This is a genomic window from Vallitalea longa (genome assembly GCF_027923465.1).
Classification (GTDB): Bacteria; Bacillota; Clostridia; order Lachnospirales; family Vallitaleaceae; genus Vallitalea; species Vallitalea longa.
Window position 1 is genome coordinate 20111 of record NZ_BRLB01000023.1, and the last position, 23130, is coordinate 43240.

A 23130-nucleotide genomic window follows, 5' to 3' on the forward strand; every position below is an offset into this window, starting at 1 on the left:
AGATTTTTTTATTATTAATACCCTTCCAATGAAAAATCATGTTTTAGCAGAATCTCTTCAAGCAATCTAAGCACATCAGAGTTCATCTTATACAAAAGTTTTCCTGATGGTATACTTACACTTTCGAAAATATTATCATGAGAGTAAAAATAAAAACTATATTTTTTATTACGTCCATGATATAGGTCCATACGAAGATTATATACTACTTTAATACTATTAAGTGTAAATGGTAATATAGTAAAATTCCCCATGGATTTTTTGAACTTGTTTATCTCATTATTATCTAGTGTAAGCGAAGATTGATTAGATTCAGCCTCATTTGTAATTACAATTTTATTTATATTGTTAAGATTGACTAGTCTGATAGGTTTTATAAAGTAGATTAATACTATGTAAAATAATATTATCAATAGGGTTTTATATGATTTTTTCAATTTAATACTCCTTGTATTTATGTATAATAGCATAATTATATAATATCCAAGGAAGTATTAAAAGGTTAAATAGTATAAAGGATAATATTGGAACATATTTTGCAAAGTATACTTGACATTATTTGCAAAGCTTGCTATACTAAAAATGCAAAGTTAACTTGCTAAAATTATTATGATTCTGTAGGAAGGAGGCATTATGAAAAACAACATTAAAAACAATATTAAGGTACTAAGGAAAGAACATAAGTTATCTCAGGAAGAATTAGCTATGGCAGTTAAAACTACACGCCAAACGATTACTTCAATTGAAGTAGGTAAATATGCTGCCTCATTACCACTAGCATATAAAATAGCTAAATATTTTGGAAAGACCATTGAAGAGGTTTTTGATTTTTCAGAAATGGAGGATATTTAATATGGAAGAATATAAAAAAGTTTTAAAGAAACGTGAAAAGTTGTGTTTGATTTTTGCAATAATACTTTTACCTGTAGTAATTGCAACCTGTTATCTGTTTTTTGTTATGGATAGCGTATTGACTGGAAGTATTATCGCAGGGTTTTTTGGAGGTATGCTTAATGGTATTCGTGCAGGTTTTGGTCTTGCAGCTTTAATTGTCTTATCTATGAGAGCTTTTCAATATCATAAAGCGGTCAAAGACGATAACAAAATGAAAAAATATTATATTGAAGAATATGATGAAAGAACTATAGCTTTAAATCAGTTATCTAGTAAAATCAGTTTTAATATAATTTTATATACATTACTTGTTGTATGTGTAATTACTGGTTTCATTAATTCAACTATAAGTCTGACGTTGCTAGCAGTTTCAGCCTTTATCATCTTATGTAAAGCAATTATCTACACTATATATTCAAAAAAAATCTAAGGTTATATAGTTATATACTAGATTTTCTTATTTCAAATTTTATGTAGTATGCCAATTAAAAGGTTTTGCAGAATAAAAAATATGTGCTTCTTATATATTTTGTTCTGCAACCTATAACTTTTATTTATCTACATTAAATCAAAGGTGGGAAGTTGAGTTATATTTTTTATAAGCTAAAGTTGCAACAAATTATTGACAGCCTTAGCTTAGTATGTAAAAATAACATTATTGAATATTAATTTCTCCTATCAATTTAATATATATCTAGAATGTCTACATAAATGTTTTATGCTCTTAAAATGATATATCAATCTTATAACTATTTAACAATATTTTATAAATACTCTAAGAAAATAATTGTATATCAACTTTCCAAGAGGTGATATGATAATGAAAAATGAAGAATTATCTATATACATAGAAAATAAGATTAAAGGATTTACACATATGCCTAATAATTATTATCCAGACTCTAACGAAAAGATTTGGGGAAAACCTATTATTGGATATTCAAGAGGTGATGATCCATTATATCGATTTATTAAACAGGATATAGGTGGATTTTATTGGACTCCATTAGATATATTTAGTTTAAAATACCCTAATTTAAAGGTTGGTGCAGATGAATTAACTGTAATTAGTTGGATATTACCACAGACTGAATATACAAAAACTCAGCAAAGACTGGAAAGATGTTTTCCTGCTAAAAATTGGGTAAAGTCCAGAATATATGGAGAAGAATTTAATGATTTACTTCGTAAATATCTTGTTAATATTTTAATTGAATATGGATATGAATCAGTTGCACCAGCTATATATGGTGGGTGGAATTATAAAAAATCATTAAAATATGGATATGCGTCAAATTGGTCAGAGCGACATGTTGCATTTGTATCGGGGTTAGGAACATTTGGATTATGTGATGGTCTTATCACAAAAGTAGGAAAAGCAATGAGATGTGGCTCTATAGTAGCAAGGATACAACTTAAACCAACATTAAGACCATATACAGATTATCATGAATATTGTCTTTATTATAAATATGGTACTTGTAAGAAATGTATAAACAGGTGTCCAGCAGGGGCAATTTCTGTAAATGGTCATGATAAAATAAAATGCAGAAAATATCAATCTCAAATCATTACAGAACATACAAAGAAAGAATATAATTTGATGTCATCATGTTGTGGTTTATGCCAAACTCAAGTACCATGTGAATCTGGTATTCCTATTAAAAGTAAGGGTTGAAGTTAGTAGTTGATGTTAATATTAGGATTATAACAACTATATTAAATAGTAATATATTGATGTTCAGAATGTGGGTTCTGTTTTACTAAATAACAATTATTCCATCTTATTGAATTAACCCACATCTATAATAAGTGGTAATCTAGTAGAACTCATTAATTATATATTATATCATAAAAATGAGTTTTAATAATGCTAGATGGGGGGAGAGATAGAAACTGAGTTTAAAACATAAAAAAAGTACTTATGAATTTATAATAGAAAAGAAAAATATAAATTTCCAAAATACATATAAAAAACGCATAAAATATCAAGATGAAATAGACAAAGAGTGTTTAGTGATTGATTGTGATGAACGACTTAATAATATGGGAAAGAATATTGTTAATGTAATAGCTAGTAAAATTAAAAATAACAGAATTAATTTGAATCAATCTGTGTATTATAATGGGAAGTTTATAGAGTGTTTCATTACGGAAAGTATGAAGTATTGTAAGTTTATAAATCACGGATGGATTAATTGTTCAATTTTTGGACTAACTATAGAAGGATGTGAATTTGAGAATTTCATTATTGAAGATTCCAATATGAGAAATATAGTATTTAAAGATTGTAAGTTAGATAGAATTATTATAAAAGATTCAAAACTAGTTGAGATAACATTTATAAATTGTAATATATATGAATTACAATGCGAAAAAGTTGTATTTGATAAAGCTTCATTTTTAAAATGCTATAGTGAAAATTCGTATTATTTATTAACTAAATTTATGGATACAAAATATATAGATACAATACATGAATCATTAAGTATGGATAGTCCAATTATATATAAGCTGAGTTTTGTTGGTAAGTGTAAATTTAACTTTTTAATAATTATGTATCCAAAAATATTGGATATGTTAGAACTTAGTAAAGATATGATGTTGGATTCTAATACATATATAGATAAATTTCATATAAAAAATATTGATACAAAAAGTAATGATTCTATCTCATTTTATTCAGGAGTAGACCAGATTAAAAAAATATCTATGATATATTATAGACTATACGAGATATGTAAAATTAATAATATTAATGATCTGTCAGGTGATTATTTTTATTTATATAAGCAATTAGAACGAATGACTATCAAAAGAAAGAAGGACAAATTTATATCATTTGTTAATTGTATAGTTATAGGATATGGTGAAAAACCTTTTAGAACTTTAGGTATTTCGGCAATATTAGTAATAGTATTTGCATCATTATATTTATTTTGCGGATTACAAATAGAAGGACAACCGGTGTACTATGGATTTTCATCTCATAATTGTATGTCTATAAGAGAACTCGTCAATGTTTTTGGAACATATCTTCATTTTAGTATAGTAACTTTTACAACAGTGGGATATGGTAATATAGTGCCAATTGGATTAAGCAGATTATTTACTTCTATTGAAATGATATTAGGTGTAGTCATGATTGCTCTTTTCACAGGAACATTATTAAGGAAAATGACAAAATAAATATATTGATAAAAAAATTATACTAATCAGCTGATTAATTATACAAGTATAGAATACATAATAATATATAAATACATTGATAGAAGATTAAGGGTAATATATTAGGTTTTATGGGGATTGATAAAATGAAAATAAAAAAAGTGATTATATCATTGATTTTGATTTTTACTATACTTATATGTGGAGATTATATAAATTATAGGCAAAAAAAAATAATAGAAGTAAAGACATCATTAATAGAGGATATTAAATCTATCAATAATGGTAAATATTTAATTAATGAAATTATACCTTTTGAATGGGACCAAATATGTATCTTTGAGCCATATGTTGGAGATAAGTACATATATGAGAAAATAGGTAAAGAATATACTACAGCAAGTAATTATCTAAGCTATAAATTAGTTGATAATCATTCAGGGTTACATTATGATCATCTTAAGAAAATGGTTATCTTAAAAGATGGTATTGTTATTTATGATGAAAATTACGATAGATTAAAGTTGGATTTTGAGGATTCTTTTTATTTCGAAGATGAAGTTAGGCATTTGTACAAAAATGATAACATGATATCATTGCAGTAAAAATAGAAATGCTTATTGATAATTCTATAAAATGGGCTTTGGACCAGCTTGACAGTACTGATTATACATTTAGATGTCTAGGATTTGTTGAAGATGCTTTAGAACGTAGTAATAGCATTGAAATATTTGGGGTTCCTAAGATATATGATTAATACCTAAAGTTTTATATAAAGGTGGGAATAGGAATATGATTAAAAAAACAGAAATTTCATGTACATATAATAAAAAGTATAAACATCTAATGTTATCACAGGATAATAGCAGAGGGCTAGTTGTAATATATCCAGGTTTTAATAATAGTTGTAATAGGCCAGTTTTACATTATATAAGAAAAGCTGCTTTAGAAAAAAGATATGATGTATTATGCATTAATTATGCTATTAAGTTATCTTTCAATAATTTAGATACAGATATTAAAGAATTTTTGGTTCCAGAAGCATTAAAATTATTGAATATAGTTAATAATGATAAATTTTATGAAATAATATATTTTATAGGAAAGAGTTTGGGGACAATAATATCGGGTAAAGTTAGGGATGAATATAAAGGATATAGTAATTTCTATCATATATATTTAACACCTCTTAAAGATAGTTTACCATATATTAATAAATATAACGGATTATTAATTACTGGTTCTAAAGATAAATATTTCAATAAAGAGTTATTGGATCAAATTATTAATTCTAATATTAAAGTTGAAATTATTGAAGATGTTAATCATGCTCTTGAGTTAAATGATAACGTATTAGGTACAATAGATATACACAAGCATATTACTGACTTGTGCAATAATTATTTATAGTTATTGTGAATTCTTAATTAATTGATGATAATAAACATATATATTAATAAAGAGTTTTAAGGGGTATTATTTGAACAATAAAAATATTAATAAGGATATTAAAGTGAAAATAAGTTTTTCTGATAATAAGAAGAAGGAATGTATAGAAAATACAGAAGATGTTTTAGCTAAAATGTATGCACAAGCTATAATAAACAATTTAAAAGAAAATGTTACAGAGGATAAACGCATAGAAACAATTGTAAAAATTGAAAAGTTACTGGAATTTAATAAATCAAAAAATTCATAAAGTTATTATTTCATTCTACTGATAATATATAAAATATATAAGTGTGAAAAAATTGTGCTATGATGGAATAATATAATTTAATAAATAAAAAGTATCGTATATGTTTGCAAAGACCTATGAAAGGTCTTTATATTTTACAAAAAATGGAAGATGTAGTATAATATTAAGGTCATAAAAAACAACAACGAACCATTAAAAAAGATAAAATATTATGAAAAATCATAAATAAATAGAAATATAAAATAATTGAATACACAAATTCATGCCCATAATTTGACACAATTACTATATTATTATAAAATGTGATATATTATCCATTAATGAAACTTATGAAATATTAATTTTATAAAAAATTTATTATATCACGTAACTTTAGTAGAGGATTTTTCTTATAGAAGCAAATAAACAATCAGAATTTAAAATTTAATGTTGAGAGTACTGATAATACATATTGCTTCAAATATTAGATCATCAAGGCATTAACAAGGAATTATAGGAGGAGATTTTGTGAAGACGTTAAAAAAAATAGTTATCTTAGGTATTACAATATTAACATTGACTGCATGCAAATCTAGTGATGACAAATATGTGACTTTGTATAAACAGTTACTAGATAAACAGCCACCAGCTATTGAAAAAATAACTTTTGAAAATAAGTCAGGAAAAATTTTAACAGAAGACGAATCTGGGTTGATAACTATTTACAATAATACTGAATTGACAGCAACGGTAAAAGGAGATTCTACAGAAGCAGAAGTATATTTTGTACCTTCTGGAAATGATAATAGTGAATACAAACAATTAGTAACCTCTGGCAAAGCAAATCATGATAAGTTTATTTTTACGTTAAAAGAAGAAGAATTTTCAGATAGTCTTGGATATTTGTGGATAGTGGTATATAATAATGAACTAGGAAGAAAATCCGAAGAATTCAAAATATCACTTACAGAAGAATAGCTGTAAGTAAAGGAGGTAAAGTCTAGTGAAAAGGGCTTATTTATTAATTGATTATGTATATGATTTTATTGATGATCAAGGAGTTCTTTCTTTAGGAAAGAGAGGTCAGGCAATCAGACCTAATATATTAAAAGTTATTAATGATATAAAAGAAAAAGATGAAACATTATATGTTTGCAATGATAATCATGAAAAAGAAAGTTATAATTATTCTCCAGAATCTAAGTTGTTTCCTCTTCACTGTAATAAAAAAGGAAGTAAGCTAGCAATTGATGAAGAATTATTTTCACAGATTATGCCTAAAAGGACTTATAATATATCTAAAGTTATGTATTCTTCATTTAATGGCACTGTCCTTAATCTTGTTTTACAGCAACAAGGTATAAGGGAGTTGGTTTTAATGGGAGTCTGTACTGATATATGTGTTTTGCACACTGCTATTGATGCATATAATCTTGGTTATGAGATTACGGTGATAAGTGACTGTTGTTGTGGATTAACTGATGAAGGTCATCAATTTGCAATTAATCACTTTAGGAATACGCTAGGAGCCAATATTATAACTAGTAAAGATATATGATATAAAGCTATTATGTGTGGAGGACATTTTTATGAAGAAATCTTTAATCAATTATCTAAAAGATAAAAATATGTATTTTTATATAGAAATTTCTGCTGTTGTAATTATTCTAATACTGTTAATTGCATTTTTCGTGCCAAAACAAATAAGCAAGATTGATAACTACAAAAGAGAAACAGATATATCTAATGCAGTAATTCTAGGTCAAGCGGCAGAAAATATAATTAACAATAATAATGACTTTAAGAATTATTCTGTAAATAATTTGAATATCAATAAAAAGGTAGATATTAATTCTGATGCTGTAGAAGACAATTTCATAAATTTACTAATAGAGGAATTAGATGGTTTTGATATAAAAGAAATACCTCATATTAAACTAAAAAAAGGTGGTTACTCTCATTTTAGTATCACCATATATAAAAATAAAGTCTATGTTTATGTAAGCAATGGAGATAATACTAATAATTTACAATTATATCCAGAACAAGTTGATAAAATAACTAAAGAATAATTTGATGTGTGCTGTTGCACACTTTTATTGTTTAAAAACCTTGTATTGTATTATCTAAATTGTTATAATCAAAATGATATAATATAGCAGTGAAATTTAATAAAAGCTTAGGGTGATATAATTGTTAGAAAGATTCTTTCCATCAGAGTATGCTGATTCTATAAGACAGATTGACTATAAGAAATTATATGAAGAAGGATATAGAGGTATATTATTTGATATAGATAATACGCTTGTTCCTTATGATATGGAACATCCTAATAAAGAGATTATAGATTTATTTGAAGATATTAAGAAAATGGGATTCAAAATTGCATTAGTATCAAATAACAATAAGATACGGGTTACTACTTTTAATGAAAAACTTAAGGTTTTTGCAATTCACAAAGCTTTGAAACCAATGACTAGAAATCTAAAGAGAGCTATGCAGGCTATAAAGACTAATAAAAAAAATACTGTTTTAGTAGGAGATCAGATATTTACAGATATATATGGTGGAAATCGAATAAAAATAAAAACAATATTAGTTGTGCCTATAGCAGAAAAAGAAGAGTGGATTACGAAAATCAAAAGAAACACAGAAAAGAAAATCATAAAAGCTTACTTAAAGAGGGTAAAAAAAAATGAGACAAAAAATTAATGGAGAGACAAAAGTTTTAGGACTTATAGGTAACCCAATTGAACATACGATTTCACCTATCATTCATAATATCTTGGCTTCCAAGCTAGATATGAATTATGTGTATTTACCATTCAAAGTAGAAAATGGTATGCTTGATAAAGCTATTGAAGGTGCGAGAGCACTTAATATAAAAGGACTTAATGTAACTGTACCGTATAAAGAACAAGTAATGGATAAATTAATAGAAATCACACCTTTTGCAAAGCAAATAGGCGCAGTAAACACGTTGAAATTCACAGATAATGGATATATTGGGTATAATACAGATGCAGATGGACTTAATGCATCTTTAATAAAAAACTCAATCAAACTAAAAGACAGTAAGATTGTAATCATTGGAGCAGGAGGCGCTGCAAAAGCAGTAGGAATGCTTTGTGCAAGAGAAAAATGTAAAAAGATAACGATTATTAATAGAACTGTTATAAAAGGACAAATACTTGCTAATAATATTAGACAATATTATAATGTCGAGACCAAAGTATTAGGATTAGATGAGATTGGTAAAATAGAACCCTTTGATATTGCAATACAGACTACACCTATAGGAATGTCACCAAAGGTACATGATAATCCAATTGATGATACTGATTTTTATAAAAAGTTTCATATAGCTGTAGACCTCATTTATAATCCTACAAAAACAGAATTTCTGGAAGAAGCTGAAAAGAACGGTATAAAAATATTGAACGGTTTTGGGATGCTTTTTTATCAAGGTATCAAAGCATATGAAGTTTGGAATGATATTATAATCACTGAGGATATACTAGAAGATGTCATGAATGAATTAATTAATTTATATGGATAAAGGAGTGTATAAATGGTAGATAATATTTTATTAGTAGGCTTTATGGGAAGTGGAAAATCCGTAGTAGGTAAACAATTATCTAAAATACTTGATAGAAATTTTATAGATACAGATGAAGAAATTGAGAAAAAAGAAAATAGAAGTATAAAAGATATTTTTGATATTGATGGAGAAAATTATTTCCGTAGTGAAGAAACAAAATTTTTACAATCATTAATAGAAAAAGATAATACTATAATATCAACTGGTGGAGGTATAGTTCTAAAAGAACAAAATAGGGAATTACTAAAAAAAATAGGTAAGGTTATTTTTTTGCATGCTGATGTTGAGCATATAATTAATAATATTAAAGATAATGATACCAGACCTTTGCTACAAACAGATGATTATGTAAAAACCATATCAGAAATGCTCGAATCAAGAGAAGATAAGTATCTTAGCACAGCAGATATTATAATTCAAACATCAGGTAAGGATGTTAAAAGTATTGCTGAAGAAATAATTTCACTATTATAATAAATTAAAAAGGATAATATATATGAAGAAAATTACAGTAATCAATGGTCCTAATCTCAACTTTCTTGGGATTAGGGAAAAAAGTGTATATGGTAATAGAGATTATAATGATCTAATTAAAATGATTGAAGAAGCTGCAGATAAACACCAGATAGAAATAGATACTTTTCAATCCAATTCAGAAGGGGAAATTATAGATAAGATTCAACAATGTTATTTTGAAGAAGTTGATGGGATAGTTATTAATCCAGGAGCTTATACCCACTATAGCTATGCAATAAGAGACGCTATAGCATCTGTAAATATAAAAACTATTGAATTACACATATCTAATATACATGAAAGAGAAGATTTCCGTAAGATATCTGTGATTGAGCCAGTTTGTGCAGAACAAATATATGGAAAAGGTTTGGATGGTTATATTATTGCGATAGAACATATTTTAAAATAAATTTATTATGTATCAATTAATGGTAAAGGAGAGATCATAAATGACAAGGTTACAACAATTTGAATCAAAATTAGATGAACTAGAATTAGATGCAACAATTATAAAAGGAAGTTATAATAGAAGATATCTTAGTGGTTTTACAGGTTCCAATGCTTATTTGTACATATCAAGAAACATGAAAAAACTATTAACAGACTTCAGATACGTAGAGCAAGCAGGAAAACAAGCTTCTCAATTTGACATAATAGATTATACGAGAGAAGGTTTGTTTCCAACGCTCAATAAACTTATAAAAGAAGATAATTCCAAAATAATAGGATTCGAAGACCATGTATTGACATATCAGGAATATAAACAATTCGCAGAAGGATTAGACATCATGGAATTCACTCCTATGGGAAATATCGTTGAGAAAATTAGAATGGTTAAAGACGATAAAGAATTAGAATGTATCAAAAAAGCGGCTTCCATTGGAGATCTGGCGTATAAACATATATTAGAATTCACAAAACCTGGAGTTACGGAGAAGGAAGTTGCTCTAGAATTAGAAACTTGTATGAAAAAGAACGGGGCTGAGAACCTTTCATTTGATACAATAGTTGCATCTGGACTCAATTCATCATTGCCACATGCTACTCCTTCAAAGAAGAAGATAGAAGAAGGAGATTTCGTTACACTTGATTTTGGATGTATTTACAAAGGTTATTGTTCAGATATGACAAGAACTTTTGTAGTAGGAAAAGCTAGTGAAAAGCAAAAAGAAATATATAATATAGTACTAGAAGCACAACTAAAAGCATTAGATGCAGTAAAAGCAGGTTGTGTAGGTAAAGATATTGATAAAATCGCTCGTGATGTCATTACAGAAAAAGGATATGGAGATAATTTCGGACATGGATTAGGTCACTGTGTTGGATTATTCATACATGAAGAACCAAGATTCTCTGTTGGAGATGAAACCGTTTTTACAGAGAATATGGTAGTAACTGTTGAGCCAGGAATATATATACCTGGATTCGGTGGTGTAAGAATAGAAGATTTAGTATGTGTAACCAAAGATGGCATGGTTAACTTCGTTTCTTCTCCAAAACAATTAATTGAAGTAGTATAATTAAGCTTCCTAATTATTATAATAAGTTATATAAGTTTTAATAATTCTTATAAAACTATTGAAAAAATTTCCGTATTAGTTTACACTATAAAAGATAAAAGTTAGGGAGGAAATATATATGGTATCAGCTGGAGAATTTAGAAATGGTCTAACTATTCAATATGAAAATCAAATATACACTGTTGTTGAATTTCAACATGTTAAACCAGGTAAAGGAGCTGCGTTTGTTAGAACAAAGCTTAAGAACTTGAAAACTGGTTCAGTTATTGAAAAGACATTTAGACCAACTGAAAAAATGCCAAAAGCACATATTGAACGTAAGGATATGCAGTATCTATATACTGATGGCGATTTATTCCATTTTATGGATATCGAAACTTACGACCAGATAGCAATCAATAGTGATCAAATAGGTGACACTTTAAAATTTGTTAAAGAAAACGATATGGTTAAAATCTTAAGCCACGAAAACGAAGTTTTCGGAATAGAGCCTCCATTATTTGCTGAATTGGAAATAATTCATACAGAGCCAGGAGTAAAAGGTGATACAGCTACTGGAGCTACTAAACCAGCAGAAGTTGAAACTGGTGCTAGTGTCAATGTTCCATTATTCGTTAATATCGGAGATAAGATTAAGATTGATACTAGAACAGGTGAATACTTATCAAGAGTATAATATGATATTAAATAAAAGCCAAGATTATAAATGGCTTTTATTTTTTTTGCTACAATATATGTTTTTGAAATTTTAGTCTCTATAATGTATTCGGTTGATTAATATATGATGAATTATTTTCTGTAAATTGCTCTTGGCTTAACGTAATTATTTTTTTTCTTGCAGATAGAGATGAATGCCATTGAAGTTATAGGTATACTGAATATCAATCCTATACTACCACATAGAGCCCTCAATATTTCTCCTGCTACTTGATCTGAATTGATGAATTGTATTAATGACCTGTCATATAAGAAAAATACCAAAATCATGCTTATGGAATTACCTGCATATGCAAGAATTAATGTATTGGACATAGTACCCATTATATCTTTACCAATTCTCATTCCTGCTCTAAAAAGCTGATCTTTACTAATTCTAGGGTTATTCTCATAAAGCTCTCCCATAGAAGAAGCAATAGACATACTAACGTCCATAATTGCACCTAGAGCCCCTATGATAATACCTGCATATAGCAGATCTCTAAAGTTAAGATTATATCCTTCTGTAAAATATGATAGAAGTTCTACATCTTCATCACCAATACCTTGAATATGGGTTAATGCTCCAAAATAGAATGTCAAAAGACCCGCACTGATTACTCCACCTATGGTACCGATTATAGCTGCATAGGTCTTAATATTGAAGCCTCCGATGATGGACAATGTAATTAAAGTTGATATTATACTTATTATGCTTACTACAATAACTGGATTATATGATTTCATGATGAATGGGAAAAAGGCAAAAAGAATTAACGAAACACATATCGCCAAGCTCATAATTGAATAAAAACCGTTTTTTCCTCCAAATAACAGTAAGGCTCCAATAAAAACTAATAATAAATATAAAAGGTATTTGTCACGGGCATATGAATAGACTCTACCATTTTCAATAGTTTCTCCTACCTGATTACCTACGATAATAATTTCATCACCCGATTCGACAATAATTTTATATATCGATGCAGTATTGATTATATTCTCCACTTCTACCTCGCTGGATAAATCTTTTTCGGTCAATCTGACAAGTACTCGTTGATAACGCATGAAATTCTCTTCGTCAATTGTATCTTCTATAATATTTATTACTTTTCCATGAATATATTTCCACTCATTAGAAGTTTCTTCATTACCATTTACATCTATAGGGTTAATAAATAATAAACATATAAATAATAGATAAATAATTCTCATGAAAATTACTCCTTTTTTTATACAAGCTTTTTAATTATACAATATATGATTCAACAGGTTTGATTATGTTAAATATTCGTTTTTACAATTTCAACATTACATGTATATAAGCTGACAAGAGTGATTTATAGAATATAAATATAGTTATTTGGCTGTATTAAATTAAAGATGGGGAAGTTGAGTTAAATAGAAATTTCTTATCATAAAAGAGTATGTATGGACATATATTATTTTAAGAAAGGTGGACAAGTGATGAAAAAAGAAACTATTGAAAAAATATTAACAACAGATCTTAGAGGATGGTTAAGTTCATTGAATAATGAAGAATTGCAATTATTACAAGAAATAAGATTAAGAACTAATAAACCTCTTATCATAAGAATAGATAATAAAGAATATTTTCTACATGATAATAATTTGTGGAAAGACGATGAAGATGTATATATAGTAACTGAAAAAGATATAAAAGACACTATAGAGTTCATAAGCAATTATTCATTATATGCATTTGAGGACGAGCTCCGTAATGGGTATATAACAGTAGATGGAGGACATAGAGTAGGATTGGCAGGAAAAGTAATCGTAGAAAACAATAAGGTGAAAACTATGAAGAACATAACTTGTATAAACATCAGGATATCTCATGAGATAAAGGGTTGCTCCAATAGAGTTATTCCATACATATTACAAGATAATAGAATATTACATACATTGATAATATCTCCTCCTAGATGTGGTAAAACAACGCTATTGAGAGATATTGTTAGACAGCTTTCTAACGGTTTCAAGAGTAATAAAGGAATAACAGTTGGTGTTGTTGATGAAAGATCAGAAATTGGAGGCTGTTATAGAGGTATTCCTCAAAATGATATAGGTATCAGAACAGATATACTTGACGGTTGTCCCAAAACGGAAGGAATGTTGATGCTTATAAGATCCATGTCTCCACAAGTTATTGCTGTAGATGAAATAGGAAGTAGCAATGATATAGAAGCAATTGATTTTGTTATTAATGCTGGTTGCAAAATGATATGTACCGTTCATGGCTCATCTCTTGTAGAAGTAAAAAACAAACCTATCTTAGAGAAATTGATTGGCAAAAATATATTTGAAAGATTCATAGTGCTAGAAAGCAAGAACGGTATTGGCGACATCAAAAAAATATATGACAAACAATTCAAACTGATGAGTATTGTAATTGAAAATCAGTAGGTCTAGGAGATGATAGTTTATGATTATAAAAATATTAGGTGCTACATTGATTTTGATGTCTTCATCACTTATTGGTTTCTATTATAGTAAAAGCTACATAAGAAGAAGTGAAGATCTACGTACCTTTAAAAAAGCTTTAATCTTGTTAAGAGGAGAAATAAATTATTCATTATCTCCTATGCCAGAAGCGTTAGAAGATATTAGCAAAAGATTCGATCATGAAATATCAGATTTCTTTAGATCCATAGCAGAGGAATTGAAACTCAACTTAGGCAAATCACTAACTGAAGTATGGAAGAAAAAAGCAGAAGAAATATTAAAGAGAACATATCTAAACCCTATAGATATAAAGAACATAATGATATTTAGTGAAAATATAGGATATTTGGATAAAGAAATGCAAACCAACAATATTAATTTACTTCTTGAACAGATAAATGAAGAAATAAAAACTTCTATAGAAAACGACAACAAATATAACAAGTTATATAGAAGCTTAGGAGTTCTTGGAGGAATATTAGTTATTGTATTATTTATTTGACATAAGATGATTTGTAGTAATGCTTAATCTGAGGGGAGGGTAATTATGGATATATCCATTGTTTTTAAAATAGCTGCAGTCGGAATAGTAGTAGCAGTGTTGAACCAATTATTAAAAAAAGCAGGAAAAGATGAGCAAGCTATGTTAACTACTCTTGCAGGATTAGTTGTTGTCCTTTATTGGATTGTAGAATATATAAGTGAACTCTTTGATAAGATACAAACGACATTTCAATTATAAATTTGAAGGATAGTTACTGTTTTGAAAGGAATGTTTTGATGGAAGCTGTACAAGTTGTTATTATCGGAATTGTTTCAACCATATTAATAGTTATGCTGAAAAAGAGTAATGCTGAGTTTAGCATTTATATAGGTATTGCAGCTAGTATAGTTATTTTATTTATTATTATAGATAAGCTTAGTGTAATCTTAGATTTGATATCTAGGATTACAGGTCTAATCAATATTAATGATATATATATTAAAATATTATTACAAATACTAGGAATCGCTTTTATAACAGAATTTGGAGCACAGCTATGTAAAGATGCAGGTCAACAGGCTATAGCAAGTAAAATAGAAATGGTTGGTAAGATAATGATATTGATTATTTCTATGCCTGTAATATTATCAATCATCAATATGATAACTAATATTTTAGTTTAGATGAATAATTGATAATAGTTAAAAGCAAATTATAGGAGAATACTTATGAAAAGACTTAGATGGTTATTTATAATAGCTATAGTTCTAAAGATATCATCTATAAATGTATCTGCATCATCAGATGTAGATACCATATTAAATGAGCAAGAAAAAGTAATTGAATATGATAATATTCAATCGGCGGTAGATGAAATATTGATTGACAACAGTGAAGTGAAAATAGATTTCAGAGAAACCTTGAATAAAGTTATTACAGGTAATTTAGATTTAAATATCAATGATATATTTACAATGATATTGAATAATGTTTTTATTGAGGTTAGAAACAATATAAATCTGATTATAGAGTTGATAGCCATAGCTCTGATAGCGGCAGTATTTACTAATTTTACTAATGCTTTTAATAATAAATATGTTGGTGAGGTTGGCTATTTTGTAGTTTTTTTGTTAATGTCAACTATCATTTTGAAATCATATAACATATTGAATGACATTGCAGTAAAAGTATTAACCAATTTACAGACATTCATTGAAACTCTTGTACCTAGTTTATTTGCCGCAACTGCTCTGTCTGGTAATTATACATCGACTATTTTATATAGTCAGATTATGTTGATAATCATTGGTATTGTAGAAAATATAATTCTCAAGTACGTTGTACCTTTTGTATACATAATTATAATTCTTGAAATAATCAATAGTATTACTGAAGAAAACATATTATCAAAAATGGTAGAGTTATTTAAAACTATTGTAAATTGGGGTATTAAAACTATAGTTATTATTTTCGCTGGAGTACTGGCAATACAGAGCTTCACAACACCTGTTATAGATGGAATAGCTAATAAATCAGTAAAAGTTGCAGTATCAGCTATTCCGTTTGTGGGTACTACTTTAAGTGGTGTAGCAGATACGGTACTGGGTTGTGCTGTGTTGATTAAGAATGGAATAGGTATTGTTGCACTGATAATTATTATAATCATATGTCTTATACCTATAATTAAAATTCTTGTTGTCTCATTATTGTATAAATTCGCGTCAGCTATAATTCAACCTATATCTGATAAGCGTATAGTTAATTGTCTATCAAGTATAGGAGATATATGTTTTATACTTTTAGGTATAGTTGTTATTACTGCTTTTTTATTCATAATAACTATAACAATAATATTAAGTGCGACAAGTATAACTGCTTACATAAGATAAATAATTTTTGAAGGACTGATAATATGAAAAGTTTTTATGATTTCATTAGAAATATCGTTTTGTTTTTATTACTTGCAAAAATATTAGAATATCTTATACCTAATGGGAACATGAAAAAATATTTCAAACTATTTTCTGGTATTATTCTGATAATTATTATTTTAACTCCAATAATTAAATATAATGGAATACTGGAGAGACTTAACCTAAATATTATAGAAAATGAATTTAAGATTAATTACTCTAATTCGCAAGATATAAATAATGATTACTCGGATGTTCATAATGAAATAACTATGAAAATATATAAAGAAAAAATAATTACTCATATAAAAGATTTATTAAATGAAGACAACATACATGCCATAAAGGCTTCAGTAGTAGTTGAAGAGGATATTAATACTGAAGGATATGGCGAAATAAAAGAAATATATTTGACAATAAGTAATGATACAACTGACAAAGAATCTAACTTAGAGAGAGTAAAAATAGAAAAAGTTCTCATAGGAGAATCAGGTAAAGAACAAGATCTGAGGACATCACAAGATATTTTATTAGAAAAAAAAATAAAAAATATTATTAAAAACTTCTATAAACTATCCTCTAATAATATACATATTACTATAGAGACATGTTAAAATGTTTTACTTTGTTATAAACCCATAGAAGTACAGGAGGAAGAAATGAAATTTGATTTTTTTACTAAAGGCAATAGGAGTGAAAAAGATAAGAAAAAAATAAGTTTTCTCTTCATTATGTTTTTAACAGGAGTATTACTTTTAATGCTTTCCAAAACATTTATCAAATCAATTGATAACACTAAAGTAGATAACAGTATAATAGCACCTAATACATATAAAGCCAGTGATCCTCAATCTTATGAAGAAAAACTTGAAAAAAGACTTGAGAAAGAATTCGCTAACATTGATGGAGTGGGTAAAGTTGAAGTAGTAATCATGCTTAAGAATAGTGGTGAAATAGTTATAAATAAAGATACCCCAAATTCAAAAACACAATCTGATGAAGAAGACAGTGAAGGTGGAAAAAGACAAACTATCCAAGAAGATTCTACTGAAGCCACTGTAATTATCAATAACTCGGACGGTTCTACTAAACCAATCATATTAAAAGAGCTTGAACCAGAAGTTAGTGGCGTTGTAATAATAGCTGAAGGCGGTGATGATATACTTGTTAAAAATAACTTAATAAATGCGGCTAAAGTATTATTAGACGTACCTATGCATAAAATAGAAGTAATGAAAATGGTTCAAAATAAGGGGGAATAAAGGTGCAAACTTTTAAAAAGAATCAAATTATAATTACTGCTTTGGTTATTATGATTGCAATAGCAGGATATCTTAGCTTTACTGAAAAGGATGTCAGTCCTACAACTGAAGTATTGAGTAATCAGAACGAAGATGATAAAAACAAAGAGAATGTAACTACACCAACTGCATTAGTACCTAATGGTGAAGGTGTTGAGAATGAAACTAAAGTGGATGAAAATGCAGATAAAATTGCAGATGATGTAGCTCAAGGAGAAACACCAATAGATAATCAATCGCAAACCGATCAACAAAAGCAGGCAGATGGGGCAGATCAACAGCCTGCAACCAGTACACCTGAAGAAGCAAAAAAAGATACTAAAGAAACCACCTCAGATAAAAACGATGGTAATGTGGGAGAAGCTGTTCTGACTAGTAAAAATACTATGGAAGCTGGATATTTCCTACAAGCTAGAATTGATAGGGAACAAACTTATTCAAAATTGAAAGAAGGATATTTAGCACTTATAGATAATGATAGTCTGAAAGAAGATAATAAGGTAGAAGCTGTTAAAGAAATGATTGACCTTCAAGATAGGATTGAGAAAGAAGCAGCCGCAGAATCTATTCTAGAAGCAAAAGGATTTAAAGATGTTTTCGTAAGATTGATTGACAGTAAAGTAGATGTTGTTATTAATGCAAAAGAATTATCTCAAGCGGATCTTGCAAAAGTAGAAGATGTCGTTAGAAGACAAACAGGAGTTGATGCAGAAAATATAGTAATAACCTTATTAGATGTAAATAAATCAAATTAATAGAATGACAAATATCATATTAGGCTTTTATGTAAAGAGTTTTCTTTCATAAAAGCCTTAATTTCAATAAAAAAATAATTTGCAAAACCTTTAAGATTTGATATAATTAACCTAGAAATGGTTTTTAAAATAGCATGATGTTATCTTTAAATAAAATAAAGCTTAGTTAGGAGGATTATTTAATGGATAGGCAAACAGTTAAAATACATGAAAAGGATAAAGTTGGAGAAGTTCACATTGCAGATGAAGTGATAGCCATAATTGCTGGATTAGCTGCTACAGAAGTTGAAGGAGTAGCTGGAATGGTAGGTAATTTTACTGGCGATCTAGTTGAAAAACTTGGTAAAAAGAATTTGGCAAAAGGTGTATTGGTAGATGTAGGAGAAAAAGATGTTTCTCTAGAACTTTCGATAATTGTTGATTTTGGAAGTAGTATTCCTGAAGTAACTAATAGTGTTCAGGAAAAAGTTAAGAGTGCAGTAGAAACTATGACAGGGTTAGAAGTTGACGAGATTAATATAAGAGTTGCCGGAGTTAATGTTGAAAAGTAAGTAAATTGATCCAACCTATAAGACTTCATTTACCTGTATTAAATTAAAGATGGGAAAGATGGGTTAATAATGATTACACTCGCAGTTTCCCTATGATATCTGTATTAAAATAACGATAGTAAAGCTGAGTTATAGATAAAAATATACGATAATCTTATTTTTTTTAATAATTACTTGTACAATTAACTAAATATAGTATAATGAAAGTACCCTTAAATATTAATATTTAAGGGTATTAAAATGTAATAGATATATATATTTAATATATATATTAATCCCAGGAGGTACATTATGAACAGAAGGATCATGAGAGAGCATATTTTTAAACTGATATTTTCTATTGAGTTTAATGAAGAAGAGAAATTTGAAGATAGAGTTAAGGTATATCTTGATGAATTGGATACAAATGAAGAAGTAAAAGATTATATAAAGAACAAAGCTGTATCTATACAAGAGAAAATGGATGCTATAGATGAGACAATAAATACTAATGCTAAGAAATGGTCCATAAGCAGAATGTCGAAAGTAGATGTAAGTATACTTAGAGTGGCTATTTACGAAATTGAATATGACGATGATATACCTACTAATGTAGCAATAAATGAAGCAGTTGAAATTGCTAAAAAGTATGGAGGAGACCATTCGCCATCTTTTGTGAATGGTATACTCGCAAAAGTCGTCAATTAATAGATAGAGGAGATATTAATGAAAAAAAGTATTTTTTCAGTATCACAAGTTAATGCGTATATTAAAAAATTATTCATAGATGATTATGTTATAAACGATATCTGGATTAAAGGGGAAGTATCAAATTGTAAGATTCACAGTTCAGGACATATATATTTTACCCTAAAGGATAATAACAGTGCAATTTCTTGTGTTGTTTTCAAGAGCTATCGTGATTTTGTAGAGTGTGACCTTAGAGATGGTGTAGATATAACTGCAAGAGGTTATGTTTCTGTTTATGAAAGAGCAGGAACATTTCAATTATATGTACAGCAAGTAAAATCAGATGGTATGGGTAATCTGTATAAAAAGTTTCAGCTATTAAAAGAAGAGTTGCAGAAAAAAGGGTATTTTAATTCTGATTTCAAGAAGAAGATTCCTAGGTATCCAAGAAAAGTAGGAATCGTTACCTCAGATACAGGTGCAGCCATTCGTGACATGATAAATGTGTCAAAACGAAGAAATCCTTATATAGGTCTTATTCTTTATCCATCTCTAGTACAAGGAAATGGAGCAGCAGAAAATATAGTTAGAGGTATTAGATATCTTGACAAGATGGATGATGTGGATGTTATTATTATCGGTAGAGGTGGCGGATCTATAGAGGATCTATGGGCTTTTAATGAAGAAATAGTTGCCAAAACCATTTTTGAAGCAAAAACACCAATAATATCTGCTGTTGGTCATGAAACAGATTATACTATATCAGATTTCGCTTCTGACCTTAGAGCGCCAACCCCTTCAGCAGCAGCTGAACTTGCTATTCCAGCTTTTGATGAAATAGATATTATTCTGGATAAATATGAATATAAGCTTACTAATAATATAAAAAGAAAAATAGAGCTATGTGTAAAAACTATAGCACTTAATAAAATGAAACTCGATTATAATAGTCCTTCAATGAGATTATTGAAAGAGAGACAATATCTATCAGAGATTGAGGATAGATTAGATAGAAGTATGAAAGAGATTAATAAAAAATATAAAAATGATGTTAATCTATTGGAGCATAAATTAAATGTACTATCTCCAATTAATAATCTGGAAAAAGGGTATTCCTATATACAAAACAATAATGGTAAGGTAAATAGTATAAGTGATGTCAATATAGGAGAGACTCTATTAATACAATTGAGTGATGGAAACATAGAAGCGAAAGTTGAAAATACTAAAAGTGGAAAGTGGGGTTATGATGAGTAATAAATTGACTTTTCAAGAAAACCTAGATGGATTGGAAAAAATAGTTGAACAGTTAGAATCAGGAGAAGCATCTCTTGAAGAAAGTTTAGAATTATATAAAAAGGGAATGTTATATCTGCGAGAATGTAATGAAAAAATAGATAGAGTGGAAAAAGAAATAGAAGTGATACAAAAAGAAAATTAGCAATGGATATGCTAATTGAGAGCAATGTATATTAAGGAAGGAAATGACAAGAATGGATTTTAGTAATGAGCTTAAAAGCAGACAAAAGTTGGTAGAGAATGTTTTAACTAAATATATGCCTAAAAGTACTTCATTATACGACCAGGTAGTTTATAATGCCATGAAGTATAGTTTAATGTCAGGAGGGAAAAGAATTCGCCCTATATTGATGTTAGAGGCTTATAAAATATGTGGTGGTAATAATGTTATGGATATAGAACCATTTATGGCAGCAATGGAGATGATTCACACATATTCACTTATACATGACGATTTACCTGCTATGGATGATGATGATTATAGAAGGGGTAAGTTAACATGTCATAAAAAATATGGTGAAGATGTTGCTGTTTTAGCTGGTGATGCTTTACTTAATACTGCTTTTGAGATTATGTTAGGCGCTTGTTTAAAAGATAATAAAGTAAATACTAAACACAAGTTGTTGGCTTCAAAGGAAATCGCAACAGCTGCAGGAGTAAAAGGTATGATAGGTGGACAAGTAGCTGATGTTGTTCAGATAGAAACAAATATTGACGTTATTAATTATATTCATATTCATAAGACTTCTGCAATAATAGAAGCTTCACTTACTGCAGGAGCAACACTTGCTCATGGAAGCCTCCAAAAAGTCGATATTTTTAGGAAAATAGGTAATTGTATAGGATTAGCTTTCCAGATTCAAGACGATATGCTTGATATTACTAGTACAACTGAAGAATTAGGAAAACAAGTAGGTAGTGATAACAAGAATGGTAAAAAAACATATGTTTCTATAAAAGGGTTAGAAGAATCAAGGCAAATAGTTAATGAGTTAATTGAAAAAGCTCTAGACAGCTTAGAAAATTTTGATAATGGAAATAAAGAATTTTTAGAAGAGTTTATTTTATATCTTAGAAGCAGAAAAAAATGAGGTGCATTTAGTGGAGAACTTTTATACTATTACTGAAAATAGGGTTTTATTAGCTGCAATTGTTGCTTGGTTTGTTTCCCAAGGTATTAAATTTTTTACTTGCTTAATAAAAACTAAAAAAATCAAGATGGATAGAATTATGGGTTCAGGGGGGATGCCTAGTTCTCATACAGCTTCTGTTATGGCAGCGACTTTTTCAGTAGGTGAGATAATGGGATATAATCATCCCATATTCGGTGGACTTATGATAATGTCATTTATTGTTATGTATGATGCTGCTGGAGTAAGAATGGCAGCTGGTAAACAAGCAAAAGCAATTAATAATATTATAGAAGCACTGGGAGCTTATAGAGTAAAGATAGATGGGCAACTGAAAGAATTGCTTGGACATACATATATGGAAGTATTAGTTGGAGCTGCTTTAGGCATAGTAATAGCATTATTAATTAACTAATATTATCTATAATTACAAAAAATGTAAATAAAAAATCAATAATAAGTAAATTTGTTAATTAATGATACTTGATT

At 28.1% G+C, this 23130-nt stretch carries 33 protein-coding genes; 31 read left to right on the forward strand and 2 right to left on the reverse strand.

Annotated elements, in window-relative coordinates:
• Window positions 1-14: 14 nt before the first annotated feature.
• On the reverse strand, window positions 15-437 hold the full coding sequence (locus QMG30_RS22165) for a hypothetical protein (RefSeq protein ID WP_281819236.1): 423 nt from the start codon (window positions 435-437) through the stop codon (window positions 15-17).
• A gap of 196 nt (window positions 438-633) precedes the next feature.
• On the opposite strand from QMG30_RS22165, the gene QMG30_RS22170 reads away from it, so the two are divergent.
• From QMG30_RS22170 to efp, 17 genes are all read left to right on the forward strand, one after another.
• Window positions 634-852: a helix-turn-helix transcriptional regulator gene (locus QMG30_RS22170; RefSeq protein ID WP_434784583.1), complete on the forward strand. Its 219-nt coding sequence runs from the start codon at window positions 634-636 to the stop codon at window positions 850-852.
• Between the two features lies 1 nt (window position 853).
• A complete protein-coding gene (locus QMG30_RS22175; RefSeq protein ID WP_281819237.1) occupies window positions 854-1324 on the forward strand; it encodes a hypothetical protein in 471 nt (156 codons plus the stop codon).
• Window positions 1325-1714: 390 nt separating this feature from the next.
• The gene (locus QMG30_RS22180; RefSeq protein WP_281819239.1) at window positions 1715-2572 is read left to right on the forward strand and encodes an epoxyqueuosine reductase; all 858 of its coding nucleotides are present in this window, start codon (window positions 1715-1717) and stop codon (window positions 2570-2572) included.
• 338 nt (window positions 2573-2910) lie between these two features.
• Window positions 2911-4083: a potassium channel family protein gene (locus QMG30_RS22185; RefSeq protein WP_281819240.1), complete on the forward strand. Its 1173-nt coding sequence runs from the start codon at window positions 2911-2913 to the stop codon at window positions 4081-4083.
• Between the two features lie 125 nt (window positions 4084-4208).
• A complete protein-coding gene (locus QMG30_RS22190) occupies window positions 4209-4667 on the forward strand; it encodes a hypothetical protein (protein WP_281819241.1) in 459 nt (152 codons plus the stop codon).
• 8 nt (window positions 4668-4675) lie between these two features.
• The gene (locus tag QMG30_RS22195; RefSeq protein ID WP_281819242.1) at window positions 4676-4819 is read left to right on the forward strand and encodes a hypothetical protein; all 144 of its coding nucleotides are present in this window, start codon (window positions 4676-4678) and stop codon (window positions 4817-4819) included.
• Window positions 4820-4854: 35 nt separating this feature from the next.
• On the forward strand, window positions 4855-5472 hold the full coding sequence (locus QMG30_RS22200; protein ID WP_281819244.1) for a hypothetical protein: 618 nt from the start codon (window positions 4855-4857) through the stop codon (window positions 5470-5472).
• Between the two features lie 70 nt (window positions 5473-5542).
• On the forward strand, window positions 5543-5761 hold the full coding sequence (locus tag QMG30_RS22205) for a hypothetical protein (protein ID WP_281819245.1): 219 nt from the start codon (window positions 5543-5545) through the stop codon (window positions 5759-5761).
• A 507-nt stretch (window positions 5762-6268) separates the two neighbouring features.
• Window positions 6269-6718, forward strand: a complete 450-nt coding sequence (locus QMG30_RS22210) for a hypothetical protein (protein WP_281819246.1) — start codon at window positions 6269-6271, stop codon at window positions 6716-6718.
• Window positions 6719-6743: 25 nt separating this feature from the next.
• Window positions 6744-7298 carry a cysteine hydrolase family protein gene (locus tag QMG30_RS22215; RefSeq protein ID WP_281819247.1) on the forward strand — a complete coding sequence of 185 codons (555 nt, stop codon included), beginning with the start codon at window positions 6744-6746 and terminating at the stop codon, window positions 7296-7298.
• Between the two features lie 31 nt (window positions 7299-7329).
• Window positions 7330-7812, forward strand: a complete 483-nt coding sequence (locus QMG30_RS22220; RefSeq protein WP_281819248.1) for a hypothetical protein — start codon at window positions 7330-7332, stop codon at window positions 7810-7812.
• Window positions 7813-7933: 121 nt separating this feature from the next.
• Window positions 7934-8452, forward strand: coding sequence for a YqeG family HAD IIIA-type phosphatase (locus tag QMG30_RS22225; RefSeq protein ID WP_281819249.1), 519 nt, complete (start codon window positions 7934-7936; stop codon window positions 8450-8452).
• On the forward strand, window positions 8436-9299 hold the full coding sequence (gene aroE / locus QMG30_RS22230) for a shikimate dehydrogenase (protein ID WP_281819250.1): 864 nt from the start codon (window positions 8436-8438) through the stop codon (window positions 9297-9299). The genes QMG30_RS22225 and aroE overlap by 17 nt, the downstream gene beginning before the upstream one ends.
• Before the next feature lie 12 nt (window positions 9300-9311).
• The gene (locus tag QMG30_RS22235; RefSeq protein ID WP_281819251.1) at window positions 9312-9815 is read left to right on the forward strand and encodes a shikimate kinase; all 504 of its coding nucleotides are present in this window, start codon (window positions 9312-9314) and stop codon (window positions 9813-9815) included.
• Window positions 9816-9837: 22 nt separating this feature from the next.
• Window positions 9838-10266, forward strand: coding sequence for a type II 3-dehydroquinate dehydratase (aroQ, locus tag QMG30_RS22240; protein ID WP_281819252.1), 429 nt, complete (start codon window positions 9838-9840; stop codon window positions 10264-10266).
• Between the two features lie 40 nt (window positions 10267-10306).
• Complete coding sequence (locus QMG30_RS22245) at window positions 10307-11377, forward strand: M24 family metallopeptidase (RefSeq protein ID WP_281819254.1); 1071 nt, start codon at window positions 10307-10309, stop codon at window positions 11375-11377.
• A gap of 118 nt (window positions 11378-11495) precedes the next feature.
• Window positions 11496-12053 (forward strand): elongation factor P, encoded by a 558-nt coding sequence (gene efp / locus QMG30_RS22250; protein ID WP_281819255.1) that lies wholly within the window; start codon window positions 11496-11498, stop codon window positions 12051-12053.
• Between the two features lie 113 nt (window positions 12054-12166).
• On the opposite strand, the gene QMG30_RS22255 is transcribed toward efp, so the two are convergent.
• Entirely contained in the window at window positions 12167-13288 is a 1122-nt protein-coding gene (locus QMG30_RS22255; protein WP_281819256.1) for a YibE/F family protein, read from the reverse strand.
• Window positions 13289-13540: 252 nt separating this feature from the next.
• On the opposite strand from QMG30_RS22255, the gene spoIIIAA reads away from it, so the two are divergent.
• From spoIIIAA to QMG30_RS22325, 14 genes are all read left to right on the forward strand, one after another.
• Window positions 13541-14500: a stage III sporulation protein AA gene (spoIIIAA, locus tag QMG30_RS22260; RefSeq protein WP_281819257.1), complete on the forward strand. Its 960-nt coding sequence runs from the start codon at window positions 13541-13543 to the stop codon at window positions 14498-14500.
• Between the two features lie 19 nt (window positions 14501-14519).
• Window positions 14520-15041, forward strand: a complete 522-nt coding sequence (locus tag QMG30_RS22265; protein ID WP_281819258.1) for a stage III sporulation protein AB — start codon at window positions 14520-14522, stop codon at window positions 15039-15041.
• Between the two features lie 45 nt (window positions 15042-15086).
• Entirely contained in the window at window positions 15087-15281 is a 195-nt protein-coding gene (gene spoIIIAC / locus QMG30_RS22270) for a stage III sporulation protein AC (protein ID WP_281819259.1), read from the forward strand.
• A gap of 38 nt (window positions 15282-15319) precedes the next feature.
• A complete protein-coding gene (spoIIIAD, locus tag QMG30_RS22275; RefSeq protein WP_281819260.1) occupies window positions 15320-15706 on the forward strand; it encodes a stage III sporulation protein AD in 387 nt (128 codons plus the stop codon).
• Window positions 15707-15751: 45 nt separating this feature from the next.
• Window positions 15752-16912 carry a stage III sporulation protein AE gene (locus QMG30_RS22280; RefSeq protein ID WP_281819262.1) on the forward strand — a complete coding sequence of 387 codons (1161 nt, stop codon included), beginning with the start codon at window positions 15752-15754 and terminating at the stop codon, window positions 16910-16912.
• A gap of 23 nt (window positions 16913-16935) precedes the next feature.
• A complete protein-coding gene (locus QMG30_RS22285) occupies window positions 16936-17550 on the forward strand; it encodes a stage III sporulation protein AF (RefSeq protein ID WP_281819263.1) in 615 nt (204 codons plus the stop codon).
• Window positions 17551-17595: 45 nt separating this feature from the next.
• The gene (gene spoIIIAG, locus QMG30_RS22290) at window positions 17596-18198 is read left to right on the forward strand and encodes a stage III sporulation protein AG (RefSeq protein WP_281819265.1); all 603 of its coding nucleotides are present in this window, start codon (window positions 17596-17598) and stop codon (window positions 18196-18198) included.
• Between the two features lie 2 nt (window positions 18199-18200).
• Window positions 18201-18992, forward strand: coding sequence for a SpoIIIAH-like family protein (locus QMG30_RS22295; protein WP_281819267.1), 792 nt, complete (start codon window positions 18201-18203; stop codon window positions 18990-18992).
• A 182-nt stretch (window positions 18993-19174) separates the two neighbouring features.
• The gene (locus tag QMG30_RS22300; RefSeq protein ID WP_281819268.1) at window positions 19175-19543 is read left to right on the forward strand and encodes an Asp23/Gls24 family envelope stress response protein; all 369 of its coding nucleotides are present in this window, start codon (window positions 19175-19177) and stop codon (window positions 19541-19543) included.
• A gap of 291 nt (window positions 19544-19834) precedes the next feature.
• Window positions 19835-20230 carry a transcription antitermination factor NusB gene (gene nusB, locus QMG30_RS22305; protein ID WP_281819269.1) on the forward strand — a complete coding sequence of 132 codons (396 nt, stop codon included), beginning with the start codon at window positions 19835-19837 and terminating at the stop codon, window positions 20228-20230.
• Window positions 20231-20248: 18 nt separating this feature from the next.
• Window positions 20249-21469 (forward strand): exodeoxyribonuclease VII large subunit, encoded by a 1221-nt coding sequence (xseA, locus tag QMG30_RS22310; RefSeq protein WP_281819270.1) that lies wholly within the window; start codon window positions 20249-20251, stop codon window positions 21467-21469.
• Window positions 21462-21653: an exodeoxyribonuclease VII small subunit gene (gene xseB, locus QMG30_RS22315; RefSeq protein ID WP_281819271.1), complete on the forward strand. Its 192-nt coding sequence runs from the start codon at window positions 21462-21464 to the stop codon at window positions 21651-21653. Before xseA ends, xseB begins: the two co-directional genes overlap by 8 nt.
• A 52-nt stretch (window positions 21654-21705) precedes the next feature.
• Complete coding sequence (locus QMG30_RS22320) at window positions 21706-22602, forward strand: polyprenyl synthetase family protein (protein ID WP_281819273.1); 897 nt, start codon at window positions 21706-21708, stop codon at window positions 22600-22602.
• A gap of 10 nt (window positions 22603-22612) precedes the next feature.
• Window positions 22613-23056, forward strand: a complete 444-nt coding sequence (locus QMG30_RS22325; protein WP_281819274.1) for a divergent PAP2 family protein — start codon at window positions 22613-22615, stop codon at window positions 23054-23056.
• Window positions 23057-23130: the final 74 nt, after the last annotated feature.

Excerpts from the sequence above, each read along its gene's own strand:
- QMG30_RS22170 (WP_434784583.1), top strand. The coding sequence starts at position 634 with ATGAAAAACAACATTAAAAACAATATTAAGGTACTAAGGAAAGAACAT.
- QMG30_RS22175 (WP_281819237.1), top strand. The coding sequence starts at position 854 with ATGGAAGAATATAAAAAAGTTTTAAAGAAACGTGAAAAGTTGTGTTTG.
- QMG30_RS22180 (WP_281819239.1), top strand. The coding sequence starts at position 1,715 with ATGAAAAATGAAGAATTATCTATATACATAGAAAATAAGATTAAAGGA.
- QMG30_RS22190 (WP_281819241.1), top strand. The coding sequence starts at position 4,209 with ATGAAAATAAAAAAAGTGATTATATCATTGATTTTGATTTTTACTATA.
- QMG30_RS22195 (WP_281819242.1), top strand. The coding sequence starts at position 4,676 with ATGCTTATTGATAATTCTATAAAATGGGCTTTGGACCAGCTTGACAGT.
- QMG30_RS22200 (WP_281819244.1), top strand. The coding sequence starts at position 4,855 with ATGATTAAAAAAACAGAAATTTCATGTACATATAATAAAAAGTATAAA.
- QMG30_RS22220 (WP_281819248.1), top strand. The coding sequence starts at position 7,330 with ATGAAGAAATCTTTAATCAATTATCTAAAAGATAAAAATATGTATTTT.
- aroE (WP_281819250.1), top strand. The coding sequence starts at position 8,436 with ATGAGACAAAAAATTAATGGAGAGACAAAAGTTTTAGGACTTATAGGT.
- QMG30_RS22235 (WP_281819251.1), top strand. The coding sequence starts at position 9,312 with ATGGTAGATAATATTTTATTAGTAGGCTTTATGGGAAGTGGAAAATCC.
- aroQ (WP_281819252.1), top strand. The coding sequence starts at position 9,838 with ATGAAGAAAATTACAGTAATCAATGGTCCTAATCTCAACTTTCTTGGG.
- QMG30_RS22245 (WP_281819254.1), top strand. The coding sequence starts at position 10,307 with ATGACAAGGTTACAACAATTTGAATCAAAATTAGATGAACTAGAATTA.
- efp (WP_281819255.1), top strand. The coding sequence starts at position 11,496 with ATGGTATCAGCTGGAGAATTTAGAAATGGTCTAACTATTCAATATGAA.
- QMG30_RS22255 (WP_281819256.1), bottom strand. The coding sequence starts at position 13,288 with ATGAGAATTATTTATCTATTATTTATATGTTTATTATTTATTAACCCT.
- spoIIIAA (WP_281819257.1), top strand. The coding sequence starts at position 13,541 with ATGAAAAAAGAAACTATTGAAAAAATATTAACAACAGATCTTAGAGGA.
- QMG30_RS22265 (WP_281819258.1), top strand. The coding sequence starts at position 14,520 with ATGATTATAAAAATATTAGGTGCTACATTGATTTTGATGTCTTCATCA.
- spoIIIAC (WP_281819259.1), top strand. The coding sequence starts at position 15,087 with ATGGATATATCCATTGTTTTTAAAATAGCTGCAGTCGGAATAGTAGTA.
- spoIIIAD (WP_281819260.1), top strand. The coding sequence starts at position 15,320 with ATGGAAGCTGTACAAGTTGTTATTATCGGAATTGTTTCAACCATATTA.
- QMG30_RS22280 (WP_281819262.1), top strand. The coding sequence starts at position 15,752 with ATGAAAAGACTTAGATGGTTATTTATAATAGCTATAGTTCTAAAGATA.
- QMG30_RS22285 (WP_281819263.1), top strand. The coding sequence starts at position 16,936 with ATGAAAAGTTTTTATGATTTCATTAGAAATATCGTTTTGTTTTTATTA.
- spoIIIAG (WP_281819265.1), top strand. The coding sequence starts at position 17,596 with ATGAAATTTGATTTTTTTACTAAAGGCAATAGGAGTGAAAAAGATAAG.
- QMG30_RS22300 (WP_281819268.1), top strand. The coding sequence starts at position 19,175 with ATGGATAGGCAAACAGTTAAAATACATGAAAAGGATAAAGTTGGAGAA.
- nusB (WP_281819269.1), top strand. The coding sequence starts at position 19,835 with ATGAACAGAAGGATCATGAGAGAGCATATTTTTAAACTGATATTTTCT.
- xseA (WP_281819270.1), top strand. The coding sequence starts at position 20,249 with ATGAAAAAAAGTATTTTTTCAGTATCACAAGTTAATGCGTATATTAAA.
- xseB (WP_281819271.1), top strand. The coding sequence starts at position 21,462 with ATGAGTAATAAATTGACTTTTCAAGAAAACCTAGATGGATTGGAAAAA.
- QMG30_RS22320 (WP_281819273.1), top strand. The coding sequence starts at position 21,706 with ATGGATTTTAGTAATGAGCTTAAAAGCAGACAAAAGTTGGTAGAGAAT.